Genomic DNA, 14,145 nt, shown 5'->3' with positions numbered 1-14,145 from the left:
GCTCATAAATGTCTTTTTTCAAGAAAAAGACTAAAAAATAAACGTTGACGTTTTTGTTCGTTCAGTTTTCAAAGAACTATCATATCGCTCAGAGGCGACTTTATTATCTTATCATCTGCACAAGTCTTTGTCAACAACTTTTTTCTCGGTGAATTCCGTTGTTTCAAAAGGCTTTTGTGGAGACTTTTAATATATTAACACCATATATAAACACTGTCAACATAATTCTTTTGAAAAATGAACAGCTACTTTAACGCGCAGCTGTTCATCTATTTAAATTATCCACGTCTGTATAGCTACTAGTGAAAATAAACCAGGAATTCCTAGAAAGCCTGAGACAGAGGCTGTGATTAAATTAATGGGCACATGTATGCCGAACTGATTCCCAAACGTATTTAAAAAGAATAAAAACAGTGCACCAATCAGTATCTTAATAATACCTTGTCCAACCATTTTAACTGGCTTCAGTGGCGTTCCCATAATCAACAGTAATAATATGCATACTCCTAATATAGAAATAACGATAACAGGCTCCAATAAGAAAAATCCTCCTTTCGAGAAACTTGTACTATCAATTTATGAAATCGATATACAAAAAAGACCTCGATAGAAGGACTATGTCCAAAAATTATTTGTGTAAGGTGATATTTCTTTTTTTTACTTCTTTAAAAAGAAAGAAGTATTTTGCCTCTGCAAGTTTTGCTTGTGTCATAATCTCTGCGGATGGATCAAAGCTTTTTTCGACAAGTGTTTTTTGATTTGCCCATGCTTCTCTTAAATCATAAACTTTATCTAATAGCTTTTCATTAAATTCCTTACGCAGCCAGCCCTTCCTACGAAATAACATTATCTTCGCCCCCATTAGAAAGCGCATGCGCCTCGACAGTTTAGATTTAAACCTCTCTTCTTCCTTCAAGTGCCTTTGAAAGAGTCACCTCATCGGCATATTCAAGGTCTCCTCCGACAGGCAGCCCGTGGGCAATTCGCGTAGCACGAATTCCAGATGGCTTTAATAGACGTGAAATATACATAGCTGTTGCTTCTCCCTCAATATTAGGGTTCGTGGCAAGTATAACTTCTTGTACTGTGTCATCTTGGAGTCTTTTTAGAAGTGTGGGTATATTTATGTCCTCTGGCCCAATCCCATCCATTGGCGAGATCGCGCCTTGCAGTACATGATATAAGCCATGATACTCTTTCATTTTTTCCATTGCAATGACATCTTTAGGATCTTGAACGACACAAATAACCGTTCGATCTCTTCTTTGATCTTCACAAATATAACAGGGGTCTTGATCCGTAATATGGCCGCAAACCGAGCAATATGACAAATTTCTCTTAGCGTTCACTAGCGCCTTTGCAAAATCAAGGACGGTGTCTTCCTTCATACTCAATATAAAAAATGCCAGACGTGCGGCCGTTTTCGGGCCGATACCTGGCAATTTCATAAAGCTGTCAATCAGCTTAGATATCGGTTCAGGATAGTGCATATTAATTCCTCCTTATCGAAAAGCGGAGAGTACCTGCTTATGCTCTTCGCGATGGCACTCGGAGCTAGACATTGAAAAGCAGAAGCTCCATAAAAAAGAAAAGCTTCAGTCTAATCCAACAACTGAAGCTAGACAAATAGAAGTGTCTTAGAACATTCCAGGCAGATTCATTCCTTTAGTGAATTGGCCCATTGTGTTATTTGTTAATTCATCTGCCTTTTTTAGCGCCTCGTTCGTTGCAGCTAATACAAGGTCTTGTAACATTTCGATATCCTCTGGATCTACTACTTCTTCCTTGATGTTTACTTCAAGGATTTCTTTATGGCCAGAAACAATGACAGAAACCATGCCGCCGCCAGCAGTCCCTTCAATTCTTTCTTCACCAAGCTTCTCCTGAGCCTCGGCCATTTTCTTTTGCATCTTTTGCATTTGTTTCATCATATTTTGCATATTGCCCATTCCACGCATTTTATTGTACCTCCAGTTAATTAGTCTATTATTTCTACTAAATCATCACCAAACAATTTTTTAGCTTCGGCGATTAACGGTTCTTCCTCATTTGGATGTTCTTCGTTGACTCCATTATCTTGCTGGCTGTTGAGAAAGTCTTCTCTGACTTTTTGCCATTGCTCATCAGGAATTCCAACGAGCTGCAATCGTTTTCCCAAAAGCTCATACATAATACTGGATAAGATGTCGAGAAATCTCGTATTATCCATTGCCATTTGACAATGAATTTCATATTTAAATTTAATGATATAGGCGGTATGAGAGGCTGCAACAGGCTCCGCTTCATTCAATAAAGCAGCTTGGGACCTCATTTGATTATGAGCCAGCCTATTTAACATTTCGCCCCAATTGCTTTTTATCGCCATTAAATCATTTTTTGTTGCTTGCTTTAATATTTCATTAACCTTCCCAATTGGTGCTTGGAAGCCTTTACGGGAGCTTCTTTGTGCTTTTTTCTGAATAGCAGGCTGACCTTCATCTTGAATCACAACACCCTGGCGCTTCAAAAGACTGATTTCATTCTCTAAATGTTCTATCTTTTGGAGCAACGGCTGAAGATCTCCGACAGCTGCACTTGATCCTTTTCTATCAAGCTGGCAAAGCTTAACGATCGCCACTTCAAGAAAAATCCTCGGATGATTCGTCCAGCGCATTTCCTGCTGGGCCTTATTCAGTACTTCTATTAATTCATACAGCTCTTCCGGCTGGACTTTTTCAGCAAGCTGTTGGAACTCTTCATCTAACATAACTCTTTCCAGCGATTCTTCCAATTTGGGGGCAGCCTTAAAGAGGAGCATGTCTCGATAATATAGGATAAAATCCTCAACAAAACGTGCAGGATCTTTCCCTTGAAATAGAAGCTCATCTAAGAATTCCAGCCCTGCTGCCGCATCCCTTTCCATAACTGCAAGAGCCAGCTTATTTAAAAAGCCTTGCGAAACAGCTCCTGTAACAGTTAAGGCATCATCCATTGTCACTTCGTCCTGGCTAAATGATATAGCCTGATCCAGTAAGCTTAACGCATCACGCATGCCACCCTCTGCTGCTCTCGCAATCACATGCAATGCTTGTTCCTCACACTTAACGCCAGTCTCTTCGACAATGAGCTTCATTCTGCCTACAATTGCTTGTGCTGTAATGCGTTTAAAATCAAATCGCTGGCATCTTGAAATAATCGTAAGCGGAATCTTATGGGGCTCAGTTGTTGCTAAAATAAAGATAACATGCTTTGGAGGTTCTTCAAGTGTTTTCAATAAAGCATTGAAAGCTCCAATGGAAAGCATATGAACTTCATCGACAATATAGACTTTAAACTTTGCAACATTTGGTGCATATTTGACCTTGTCCCTAATATCCCTAATTTCTTCAACGCCGTTATTAGAGGCGGCGTCAATTTCAATAACATCTTGGATGGATCCATCTGTTATCCCTTTACAGGTAGGGCATTCATTACAAGGCTCGTTTACCGGGGACCTTTCACAGTTGACTGCCTTAGCCAGAATCTTTGCGGCACTCGTTTTCCCTGTCCCGCGGGGCCCAGAAAACAGATAGGCATGCGAGATTTTTTCCTGAAGCAGGGCGTTTTGCAATGTTTTCGTTACATGCTCCTGTCCAACAACATCGATAAAGCTTTGAGGACGCCAAACCCGATATAAAGCCTGATAACTCATTGTTACGCCCCCCTTCCTATGTATTCTCAATAACCATTATACCTTATTCATTTTCATTATTTCAAAGTTTAGAAATAAAAAAACTCATCCCAATTCAGAGAGATGAGTTTTGTTTATTATAGTTAAACTGCCGTGCACCTTCCTTCGACTGGCTCCCATAAGCGTTACTTAAGCAGTTAGCTCGGCCCAGGCGACCCTGCGGCACATGAGATGGTCCACTTAATGCTGCTTCCTTCCGGACCTGACATGGTTCATGGATTCCCATTGCGCAGGACCCGGGCGTCAACACCACTTACTTAAGGCAGGCCCTACAGGACACCAGCCTCGGGAAGGGATTCAGCCTCGCTAGAGCGGATTGCGAGTACAGGGCACCGCTACCTCCCCGCCTAGCACGGCAAAGTTGAAACCATATTTAGTTGCGCCATATGTGACGCATAATTAAGTATACTAATCTTTTGTGTAAAAATCAATTCCTATTCGCTGACAATTCCTGTATGATTATCCAACTGTGTTTGTTTCCTTAGTTTCTTCTCTTCTTTCCTTCGTTCTCGCAAGCTTTGGAAGAAAGATGACAGTAATTCACCGCACTCTTCTTCCAGGACACCTGTTACTACCTCACTCTGATGATTAAATCGCTCATCCTGCAAAAGATTCATGAAAGTGCCCGCACAGCCGCCCTTCGGATCCTTTGCACCGTACACAACCTTTTTTATCCGAGAAAGGATAATGGCTCCAGCACACATAGGGCACGGCTCCAGCGTAACATAAAGAATGGCATCCTCAAGCCTCCACGTTCCAAGCTGCTGACAAGCTTTATCAATAGCAAGTAATTCCGCATGGGCAATTGCATTTTGATTGGATTCCCGTAAATTATGAGCTCTTGCAATGATTTCCCCATTTAAAACAATAATAGCTCCAATAGGCACTTCCTTCATATCCTCAGCCTTTTTTGCCTCTTTTATCGCTTCTAGCATATATATTTCATCTGACTGTTCCATTTGCAAATCCATTTATTTTTCATCCTTTTAATAAGATCCTTTGTTAAATTATATCATTACTTCATTTATTCCTTCATAAAATGGTTGTAGTGTTTAATTTTATTCATCGAGAATGGTCCTTATTTGTTAGATAAAGGAGGAGTCATTTTGCAAATTCATGTTGTTCAGGCAAACCAAACCTTAACAAGTATCGCGCGTGCCTATGGAACGACCGCCAATGATATAGCCGAAGCTAATGAAATTCCGAATCCTAATAATCTAGTGGTTGGTCAAACCCTAGTAATCCCCATTATCGGCCAATTTTACACGGTGCATAGCGGGGATAGTCTATACTCAATCTCAAGGAAATTTAATATTTCCTATCAGGAACTAGCCTCTATTAACCACATTTCTGTTAACACGCCGCTTCAGGTCGGATTTAGACTTTATATTCCGCCCCGTCCAAAACAGCAGGCTGAATTTAATGCGTATGTAGAACCAAGGGGCACAACGGTTGCACCCAATTTAGAAACAAGTGCACGAGAAGCCGCTCCTTATTTGACCTATTTAGCTCCTTTTAGTTTTCAGGCACTTCGTGATGGGTCCCTGAAAGAGCCATTACTAAATAATTTCCCTGCGATTGCCCGTGCCAACAGAAATGTACTGATGATGGTGATTACAAACCAGGAGAATGATCAGTTTAATGATGAATTGGGTCGGATTCTCCTCAATGATATGCCCATTCAGGACAAATTTTTAAATAATATCGTGGCAACAGCTAAAAAATACGGCTTCCGGGATATACATTTCGATTTCGAATACTTGCGCCCAGCCGATCGAGAAGCATACAATCGTTTTCTTAGAAAAGCCAAGGCTAGATTTCAGCAGGAAGGCTGGCTGCTTTCGACTGCTCTAGCTCCTAAAACAAGCGCTGGGCAAAAAGGACGCTGGTATGAGGCACATGATTATAAGGCACACGGGGAGATTGTTGACTTCGTTGTCATCATGACCTATGAATGGGGCTATAGCGGCGGACCGGCCATGGCAGTTTCTCCTATTGGACCCGTTCGGAAGGTATTAGAGTATGCAATAACAGAGATTCCTTCCAAGAAAATATTAATGGGACAAAACTTATACGGCTATGACTGGACACTGCCATTTGTTCAAGGCTCCTTTGCGCGAGCATTAAGCCCTCAGCAGGCTATACAGCTTGCCGCGAATAACAATGTCGCTATTCAGTATGACACGAAAGCACAGGCACCATTCTTCCACTATACGGATCAGGCGGGGAAAAGACATGAGGTCTGGTTTGAAGACGCCCGCTCCATTCAGGCAAAATTTGATTTGATTAAGGAATTGAAGTTAAGAGGAATGAGCTATTGGAAGCTTGGCCTTTCTTTTCCGCAAAACTGGTTATTGATCACAGAGAATTTTAACGTTGTAAAAAGACCTTAAGAGATTTGAAACAGCTGATACATTGTCAGCTGTTTTTTTGTGCCATTTTAATAAATTCTGCCGGTCGACCTAATTGAACAAACCCTTGATATACGAAGTAATGATCAGCGCAGTGAAATTAGATAGAGGCCTATTGGAAAGCAGATGCATTCCCTATAAAAAAATTCCATATCCCTTCCACCACGATTGTATGATAAAATAATTTTTGTGTCATTTAAGGACGGAGTGCCAAACAACACTTTTATAGATAAAGCAGGACGGAGTAGGAGGACTATCCATGGGAGCAACCCCTTTTATCACGGTTGAGGGACCAATTGGTGTTGGAAAAACATCACTAGCTAAGGCCATTTCTGATCATTTCGAATTTGCCCTACTGAAAGAAATAGTAGATGAAAACCCGTTTTTAGGTAAATTCTATGAAAACATTGAGGAATGGAGTTTTCAAACTGAAATGTTTTTTCTCTGCAACCGCTATAAGCAGTTAGCTGATATTCAGAACCATTTTCTGAAGAAAGATAAACCTGTCGTTGCAGACTACCATATATTAAAAAATCTTATTTTTGCCGGGCGATCATTGAATACACAGGAATACGAAAAGTATCTAAAAATTTACGATATCCTAACTGTAGATATGCCAAAGCCCAATGTAGTGATTTATCTTCATGCAAGTCTAGAAACAATTCTGAAGCGTATTCGCCTAAGGGGAAGGGATATTGAAAAGAATATAAGCCCCTTGTATTTAGAGCAATTATCCATAGATTATGACAAGGCGATTAGCGACTTCGAATCTCAGCATCCGGAGGTTTCAGTTCTACGCTTCAATGGCGATCATTTAGACTTTGTAAAAAATCAAGAGGATCTCCAAACGATCATTGACACGTTATCTATCACATTAATTAAAGGGAGCATGCAATCATGATTCTTCGAAACAAATATGGAATCCCTTCAAATGCAGTCATCACGATTGCCGGAACGGTTGGAGTGGGAAAATCTACAATGACCAATGCCCTTGCAAAGGCTCTACACTTTCGCACATCCTTTGAAAAAGTGGATACCAATCCTTATTTAGATAAATTTTATGCGGATTTTGAACGCTGGAGCTTTCATCTGCAAATTTATTTTCTAGCTGAACGTTATAAAGAACAAAAACGAATTTTTGAGTATGGCGGCGGTTTTATCCAAGATCGATCCATTTATGAGGACACTGGGATCTTTGCGAAGATGCATTATGAAAAAGGCACCATGTCCAAGGTCGATTACGAAACCTATACTAGCCTATTTGAGGCGATGGTCATGACTCCTTATTTCCCGCATCCGGACTTGCTTATTTATCTAGAAGGCTCCCTCGATGATATTCTATCCCGAATCCATGAACGAGGACGCCCAATGGAGCAACAGACACCTATTGAGTATTGGAAGGAAATGCATAAGCGCTACGAAGATTGGATTAACTCCTTTAACGCTTGTCCTGTACTTCGATTGAATATCAATGATTATGATATTATTGATGATGAAAGCTCAGTTGAACCGATTCTTGAACGGATTTCGGAGTTCATGAAGCAAACTCAATTATTAAAAAAATAGTCGCCCTAAACAGGCGACTATTTTAGTATATAAAGCATAAAAAAAACCGCTACATTTGCCTGTAACGGTTTTTATCTCCAATTTATGCGCGTGTATAATGTCAATGTTAATGGAGGAGGAAAGGGGATTCGAACCCCTGCGCGGTTTGACCCGCCTGTCGGTTTTCAAGACCGATCCCTTCAGCCGGACTTGGGTATTCCTCCGTATCGACAAGAAATAATATATCATTTATCAAAAACGATGTCAATATTATTTAATATTTTTTTTGAGCGGGGTTTGGCCCCGCTCAAAAAGTATTCTAACTTGGAGTTTTAGCGAAATTTACTCTGTTTTAATGACATCTCTGTTGCCCATATACGGACGCAGCACCTCTGGAATCACGAAACTGCCATCCTCCTGCTGGTAATTTTCCAACAGAGCGGCAACGGTGCGGCCGATTGCAAGGCCAGATCCATTTAATGTATGCACATGCTCAGGTTTACCCTTAGCCTCACGGCGGAAACGAATATTCGCACGTCTTGCTTGGAAGGCTTCAAAGTTACTGCAAGAAGAAATCTCTCTGTATGTGTTATAGCTTGGAATCCACACTTCAATATCATACTTTTTCGCAGCAGTGAAGCCAAGGTCACCCGTACACATGCTCATCACGCGGTATGGAAGGCCTAATAACTGGAGAACCTTCTCCGCATTCTTTGTCAGCTTTTCTAATTCTTCATAAGAGTCTTCCGGCTTTACAAATTTAACGAGCTCCACCTTATTAAATTGATGCTGGCGAATCAGCCCTCTCGTATCACGTCCAGCTGATCCGGCTTCAGAACGAAAGCAAGCACTAAATGCAGCGTAATTAAACGGAAGATCCTCTGCACTTAGAATTTCTTCTCTGTGCATATTCGTAACAGGTACCTCAGCTGTTGGAATTAAGAAGTAATCCTCATTTTCTATAAGGAAGGCATCCTCTTCAAACTTCGGAAGCTGACCTGTTCCAGTCATACTTGCACGATTGACTAAATATGGCGGCAATACCTCTGTATAGCCGTGCTCCTCTGTGTGAAGATCAAGCATAAAGTTGAATAAAGCACGTTCAAGGCGTGCACCGAGCCCTTTGTAAAATACAAATCGGCTTCCCGTTACCTTCCCTGCACGTTCAAAATCAAGAATATTTAACTGGTCAGCCACTTCCCAATGCGGCTTCGGTTCAAAGTCAAACTGTCTAACCTCTCCCCACTTCCACGCTTCCACATTGTCGTCTTCAGTTTCTCCAACTGGGACACTTTCATGCGGAATATTTGGTATGCTTAGCAATAGTTGATCTAATTCCTCTTCAACCGTGCGCAGCTCATCATCAAGCTCTTTAATTTGATCTCCAACCTCTCGCATTTCAGCAATTAAATGATCCGCATCTTGTTTATCACGTTTTAAAATGGCAACCTGCTGAGAAACCTCATTCCGTCTGCTTTTCAGCTGTTCTGCTTTCACAATTAATTCACGTCGTTTCGTATCAAGATCTTCAAATTTCCCAAGATCCGTTAAATCCTCGCCGCGATGCTCCAGCTTCTTTTTCACATCTTCAAAATTAGCTCTCAAAAACTTAATGTCTAACATTTCATAATCCCTCCTAATTTTTTAATGGGGCAAAACACAAAAAACTCCCGTCCCCAAAAAAGGGACGAGAGTTACCCGCGTTGCCACCCTAGTTGAAGGCATGAGCCTTCCACCTTAAATTCATAACGGTTTTATACCGAAAGTATTTACTGGCCAAAAAAATGGCGTTCCATACTTTGCTCGAGGATGGATTCACAAGCTTCACCCGCCAATTTCCACCAACCATTGGCTCTCTTTAGAATGAAAATCCTGTTACTAGTTCCTCTCATTGCTTTCGACTATAGTAAATTTTAATTCATAATGTACTACAATTATGAATCATTTGCAACTATATTATGCAAATTAATTTTTCTTCGCCTCTTTTACCATGTTAATAAAGTAGGAGGTAATACGGTGGTCATCTGTTAATTCTGGATGAAAGGAGCATCCAAGAATATGACCCTCACGTGCTGCCTACGATACGCTCATCATGTTTCGCCAGAACTTCCACATTCTCTCCTGCTTGCACAATATGAGGAGCACGAATAAATACCGCAGGGAAATCCTCTGCCACACCAGCAACATGTTTTTTGCCTCTACAATCGCTTCTAAATCTGTACCCGTTTTCAGCTGCCATCATTTTGATTGATTTAATATTCATAAATAATGGAGGAATATTTCGTTAATTCAAATCGGAATAATTCCCTTTCCTATAATGACACTAAACAACAAAAAGGGGTTCCTGTCAAGACAAGAAACCCCTTTTTATTAGAACCAACCTTTTACAGTTGAGGAGATGCCTCCGAAGACATTCCCGAAAAAGCTACCTATTCCACGCATCATCAACACAAACCAGTTCGCCTTTTCAATATCCTCTGCAGCAACAACATCTACTTGAATTTTATTTTTTCCCTTTTCAGATAAAAATTCTAAGTCACCTTCATTAGAAGATTCAATCGTTAAAGTTCCGACCTTTTCTCCTTCTTTAACAGGCGCCGTTAATTCCCCTTTATCATTAAGCTTTTCTTTATCCAAAACTAGCTTTGTCTTATAGTTTTCCTTTTCACCATTTTTCACAACCATTGTGATTGGATCCTTTGTTTCAATCTTTACCTTGTCTTCTTTTCCTTTAATAACAGGTAAAGTCTTTTGACCCTTCACTTGGTAATTAGCAGGTACTAACTCTTCTTTGCCAAAATTACTAAATGCATAATTAAACATTTTCTTTGTTTCATCAAAGCGGGATTTATAAGTACCCTTACCGCTTTCATCCTTGGCATTCATAATAACAGTGATGTAACGGGTGCCATTTCTGACAGCTGTACCTGTAAAGCAATAGCCAGCAAACTCCGTTGTCCCTGTTTTTAAACCATCTACGCCCTCAAAGCCATAAACAAGACTAGGAAGCATCCAGTTCCAGTTTTGCATGTCAATCGCATCTTCTGTGCCTTCTCTGAAGGTCATTTTCGGAATAGTTGTCGTTTCTAACACTTCTGGGTAGTCATTAAGCAAATAAGAAGCTAGCATTGCAGTAGCTCTAGCAGACATCACATTCTCTTCATCTTCTGTCCCAGTATGGTGGAATCCTTTTAAATCTTTATTATTTAAGCCAGATGAGTTAACAAACTTGAAATCTTTTAATCCTAGTTCTTCTGCTTTTTTATTCATCATTTTTACAAAGTTCTCTTCAGAACCCGCAAGCGTTTCTGCAATGGCAATCGTTGCAGCATTTGCTGAATAAATCGTCATTGCTTGGTACAGTTCACGAATATTGTATTTTCCATCTCTGCGCAAAGGTACATTGGATAAATTCGTATCATGAGAAATCTTCCAGACATACTCGCTAACGGAATATTCTTGGTCCCATTTCACTCTTCCCTCATTAATAGCTTCTAGAAGAAGATACTCAGTCATCATTTTTGTCATACTAGCGATACCAAGAACTTGGTCGGCATTTTTCGAATAAAGTACTTTACCTGTCTCTGCTTCTACTAGAATAGCAGCATCACCATTAACATTTAAAATATCTTCTGCATAGGCTCTATTTAAGCTAGGAAAAAGCCCTATTACCATCACGAATGCAAGAATACTAGCTACATATTTGCGAAATTTTTTCAATACAAAGCCCTCCAACTTTTTAGTACACGTCTGATATTTTATCATAATTCGACATTAAAACATAGACAGAGGATTTACCTATTCTTACCTGGAAATTTTTCATACAAAAAGCAGAGAAGCTTCATGCTTACTCTGCTCTTACATACTCGTTCTAGTATTGAATTATGAAAAAGAATAGTTTGGTGCTTCTTTCGTAATTTGGACATCATGCGGATGGCTTTCCTTTAATCCGGCACCAGTCATTCTTATAAATTGTGATTTCTCTCTTAATTCCGTTAAATCCTTTGTTCCACAATACCCCATACCTGAACGCAGACCGCCAACAAGCTGATAAATCGTATCTGCTAACGGCCCTTTATAAGGTAATCGGCCTTCTATTCCCTCCGGAACAAACTTCTTATTATCTTCTTGGAAATAACGATCCTTTGAACCTTTTTCCATCGAAGCAACAGAACCCATGCCGCGGTAAACCTTAAAGCGGCGACCTTGGAAGATTTCCGTTTCTCCAGGACTTTCAGTTACTCCTGCTAATAGACTGCCAAGCATAACGGCATGTCCACCAGCAGCAAGTGCTTTTACTACATCACCTGAATATTTGATTCCACCGTCAGCAATAATCGACTTTCCGTGCTTTCTTGCCTCAGTAGCACAATCATATACGGCTGTAATTTGAGGAACGCCTACTCCGGCAACTACTCGAGTTGTGCAAATGGAGCCAGGTCCAATTCCTACCTTTACAATATCTGCTCCTGCTTCGATTAATTCCTTTGTTGCTTCTGCAGTTGCAACATTTCCCGCAATAATCGCTAGGTGAGGGTAAGTTTTTCTTATTTCACGAACAGTATCTATTACTCCTTTTGAATGTCCGTGTGCAGTATCTACTACAATAACGTCTACTTGAGATTTAACAAGCATCGCTACACGCATCATTGTATCTTTTGTTACGCCAACAGCAGCCCCAACTAGCAAGCGGCCCTGCTCATCTTTAGCGGAATTTGGAAACTCAATCACTTTTTCAATATCTTTTATAGTGATTAAACCTTTTAGGATCCCTTCACTGTCCACAAGCGGAAGCTTTTCAATTTTATGCTTTTGAAGAATGCTCTCTGCTTCTTCTAAAGTAGTTCCCACAGGTGCAGTGACAAGGTTTTCCTTTGTCATAACATCAGAAATAATAATCGAATAATCCGAAATAAATCGAAGATCCCGGTTTGTTAAAATACCAACAAGTTTTTGCTCTTCACCATTATTTACGATAGGTACACCTGAAATTCGGTATTTCCCCATTAAATGCTCGGCATCATATACTTGTTGTTCTGGGGTAAGGAAAAATGGGTCTGTAATAACGCCGCTTTCAGAGCGCTTCACTTTATCGACTTGCTCAGCCTGCTGCTCGATCGTCATATTTTTATGAATGACACCCAATCCACCTTGTCGAGCCATTGCAATAGCCATTTCTGCTTCAGTTACAGTGTCCATCCCTGCACTGATAATTGGAATATTAAGCTTAATCTTATCTGTAAGCTGAACACTTAAACTCACATCACGTGGAAGAACCTCTGATTTAGAAGGAACAAGTAACACATCATCAAAAGTTAAACCTTCTTTTACAAACTTACTTTCCCACATCTTTTTGACCCCCAATTCTTGAAAATATTATTAGTAGGTTATCAATTGGGCAAAATACTGTCAAGGATTCTTCAATATGTTGGATTTTTCTAAAAACTCGGAGGTGCTTATTAATGCGTGACTATAAAGATTGGGATTCATTTTTATATTATTTTTCGGCAAGCTCCTCACAATCCTTTCTAAAAAAATGCTATCATCTTCAACATTTGGACTCAGCAGAACAAAAAAGTTATGAAAACAGCTACCCTTTTATATATTATCTTGAACATGGACAAATTTATTACAAACAAGCAGAACTTGCTCCGTTATTAATTAAGCCCATTCTTTTATTTTACGGAATGGTTCATTTAATAAAAGCTTGTATTTTAACTGTAGACCCTAATTATCCTGAAACAACCACTGTTCTTGCACATGGTGTTTCAACTAGGAAAAGGAAAAAACAACAATATCACTTTTTTCATGATGAGGTAAAAATCCAGAAAAGCGGACTTTTTCCGTATATGGGGGAAAAACTGTTTCACATGAAACATTTAGAAGGTGAAAAAACAAATATGAGGGAGTTACTTTCTCAGATTCCTGAACTTACTCAAATGTTCAAACAAACAGAGGGGAAACAAACATTTTTGCAAATGAAACAGCAGGATCAAATACATCTACTGCCAAAGGAAATTTTAGACACCTTTCATATGACTGAAGCCCGCTTTATAGAATATTGGAATAACGGAAATAAAGCCGATATACAAGGTGCAGATGAACAATTTATACACTTTACGATCAACTCAACATGCATAAATGATCTGCTCCCAATTAAATTCAATATTGATAATGAACAGCTTTATTTCCCTAGAATCAAAAACAGCCTAAATTTTTTCCCGGAATTATTAATCCACTATTTATTGCTTTATAATTTAAGTATGATCGCTCGGTATGAAACGGAATGGTGGAGCGAATTAATAAAAATGATGCCCAATCAGGATTTTCCCTTTATTCAGTCCTTTTTAAACATTACCTCCAAGAAGGGACCTTTTTTAATTTATCAAACGTTAACAAAAGGAAAAACATGAATTCATTGGTTGCATTGAAAAAAGGGCATATTCATGAAATAGTTCTGAAAATGTAGAGAAGAAACAT

At 39.7% G+C, this 14,145-nt stretch carries 13 protein-coding genes, 1 tRNA gene, 1 other RNA gene, 1 pseudogene and 1 other annotated feature; of the genes and pseudogenes, 4 read left to right on the top strand and 12 right to left on the bottom strand.

The genetic code is table 11. The annotated features are described in order from the left end of the window. Positions 1–273 precede the first annotated feature (273 nt). From V7149_RS18220 to tadA, 7 genes are all read right to left on the bottom strand, one after another. Positions 274–537, bottom strand: a complete 264-nt coding sequence (locus V7149_RS18220; protein WP_335347023.1) for a pro-sigmaK processing inhibitor BofA family protein — start codon at positions 535–537, stop codon at positions 274–276. A gap of 91 nt (positions 538–628) precedes the next feature. Further along, positions 629–847, bottom strand: a complete 219-nt coding sequence (locus V7149_RS18215; protein WP_335347022.1) for a YaaL family protein — start codon at positions 845–847, stop codon at positions 629–631. 46 nt (positions 848–893) lie between these two features. Continuing rightward, positions 894–1,490, bottom strand: coding sequence for a recombination mediator RecR (gene recR, locus V7149_RS18210; protein WP_066302038.1), 597 nt, complete (start codon positions 1,488–1,490; stop codon positions 894–896). Between the two features lie 147 nt (positions 1,491–1,637). After that, the gene (locus tag V7149_RS18205; protein WP_335347021.1) at positions 1,638–1,958 is read right to left on the bottom strand and encodes a YbaB/EbfC family nucleoid-associated protein; all 321 of its coding nucleotides are present in this window, start codon (positions 1,956–1,958) and stop codon (positions 1,638–1,640) included. Between the two features lie 20 nt (positions 1,959–1,978). Further along, positions 1,979–3,670 carry a DNA polymerase III subunit gamma/tau gene (gene dnaX / locus V7149_RS18200; RefSeq protein ID WP_335347020.1) on the bottom strand — a complete coding sequence of 564 codons (1,692 nt, stop codon included), beginning with the start codon at positions 3,668–3,670 and terminating at the stop codon, positions 1,979–1,981. A 130-nt stretch (positions 3,671–3,800) separates the two neighbouring features. Next, positions 3,801–4,065, bottom strand: an RNA gene (gene ffs / locus V7149_RS18195) — signal recognition particle sRNA large type. A 78-nt stretch (positions 4,066–4,143) separates the two neighbouring features. Further along, positions 4,144–4,668, bottom strand: a complete 525-nt coding sequence (gene tadA / locus V7149_RS18190; RefSeq protein WP_335347025.1) for a tRNA adenosine(34) deaminase TadA — start codon at positions 4,666–4,668, stop codon at positions 4,144–4,146. A 147-nt stretch (positions 4,669–4,815) separates the two neighbouring features. On the opposite strand from tadA, the gene V7149_RS18185 reads away from it, so the two are divergent. From V7149_RS18185 to V7149_RS18175, 3 genes are all read left to right on the top strand, one after another. Beyond that, entirely contained in the window at positions 4,816–6,102 is a 1,287-nt protein-coding gene (locus tag V7149_RS18185) for a glycoside hydrolase family 18 protein (protein WP_335347019.1), read from the top strand. Between the two features lie 277 nt (positions 6,103–6,379). Next, positions 6,380–7,021, top strand: a complete 642-nt coding sequence (locus tag V7149_RS18180; RefSeq protein WP_335347018.1) for a deoxynucleoside kinase — start codon at positions 6,380–6,382, stop codon at positions 7,019–7,021. Then, complete coding sequence (locus V7149_RS18175) at positions 7,018–7,686, top strand: deoxynucleoside kinase (protein ID WP_335347017.1); 669 nt, start codon at positions 7,018–7,020, stop codon at positions 7,684–7,686. The genes V7149_RS18180 and V7149_RS18175 overlap by 4 nt, the downstream gene beginning before the upstream one ends. A gap of 110 nt (positions 7,687–7,796) precedes the next feature. On the opposite strand, the gene V7149_RS18170 is transcribed toward V7149_RS18175, so the two are convergent. From V7149_RS18170 to guaB, 5 genes and pseudogenes are all read right to left on the bottom strand, one after another. Further along, a tRNA-Ser gene (locus V7149_RS18170) sits at positions 7,797–7,889 on the bottom strand. A 118-nt stretch (positions 7,890–8,007) separates the two neighbouring features. Further along, entirely contained in the window at positions 8,008–9,288 is a 1,281-nt protein-coding gene (gene serS / locus V7149_RS18165; protein WP_335347016.1) for a serine--tRNA ligase, read from the bottom strand. A gap of 57 nt (positions 9,289–9,345) precedes the next feature. Beyond that, positions 9,346–9,566: a binding site (T-box leader), on the bottom strand. A gap of 64 nt (positions 9,567–9,630) precedes the next feature. Continuing rightward, positions 9,631–9,847 (bottom strand): annotated as a pseudogene (locus tag V7149_RS18160) (pyridoxal 5'-phosphate synthase glutaminase subunit PdxT); the annotation flags it as partial. Between the two features lie 188 nt (positions 9,848–10,035). Continuing rightward, positions 10,036–11,340, bottom strand: a complete 1,305-nt coding sequence (locus tag V7149_RS18155; protein WP_335347024.1) for a D-alanyl-D-alanine carboxypeptidase family protein — start codon at positions 11,338–11,340, stop codon at positions 10,036–10,038. Between the two features lie 207 nt (positions 11,341–11,547). Next, on the bottom strand, positions 11,548–13,014 hold the full coding sequence (guaB, locus tag V7149_RS18150; RefSeq protein ID WP_335347015.1) for an IMP dehydrogenase: 1,467 nt from the start codon (positions 13,012–13,014) through the stop codon (positions 11,548–11,550). Between the two features lie 113 nt (positions 13,015–13,127). Between guaB and V7149_RS18145 the strand changes: the two genes are divergently transcribed. Continuing rightward, positions 13,128–14,078: a YaaC family protein gene (locus tag V7149_RS18145; protein WP_335347014.1), complete on the top strand. Its 951-nt coding sequence runs from the start codon at positions 13,128–13,130 to the stop codon at positions 14,076–14,078. Positions 14,079–14,145 lie beyond the last annotated feature (67 nt).

Origin of the sequence: Bacillus sp. JJ1503 (assembly GCF_036965125.1) — a bacterium.
Lineage (GTDB): Bacteria > Bacillota > Bacilli > Bacillales > Cytobacillaceae > Cytobacillus.
This window is presented reverse-complemented; position numbering and strand designations above follow the sequence as displayed.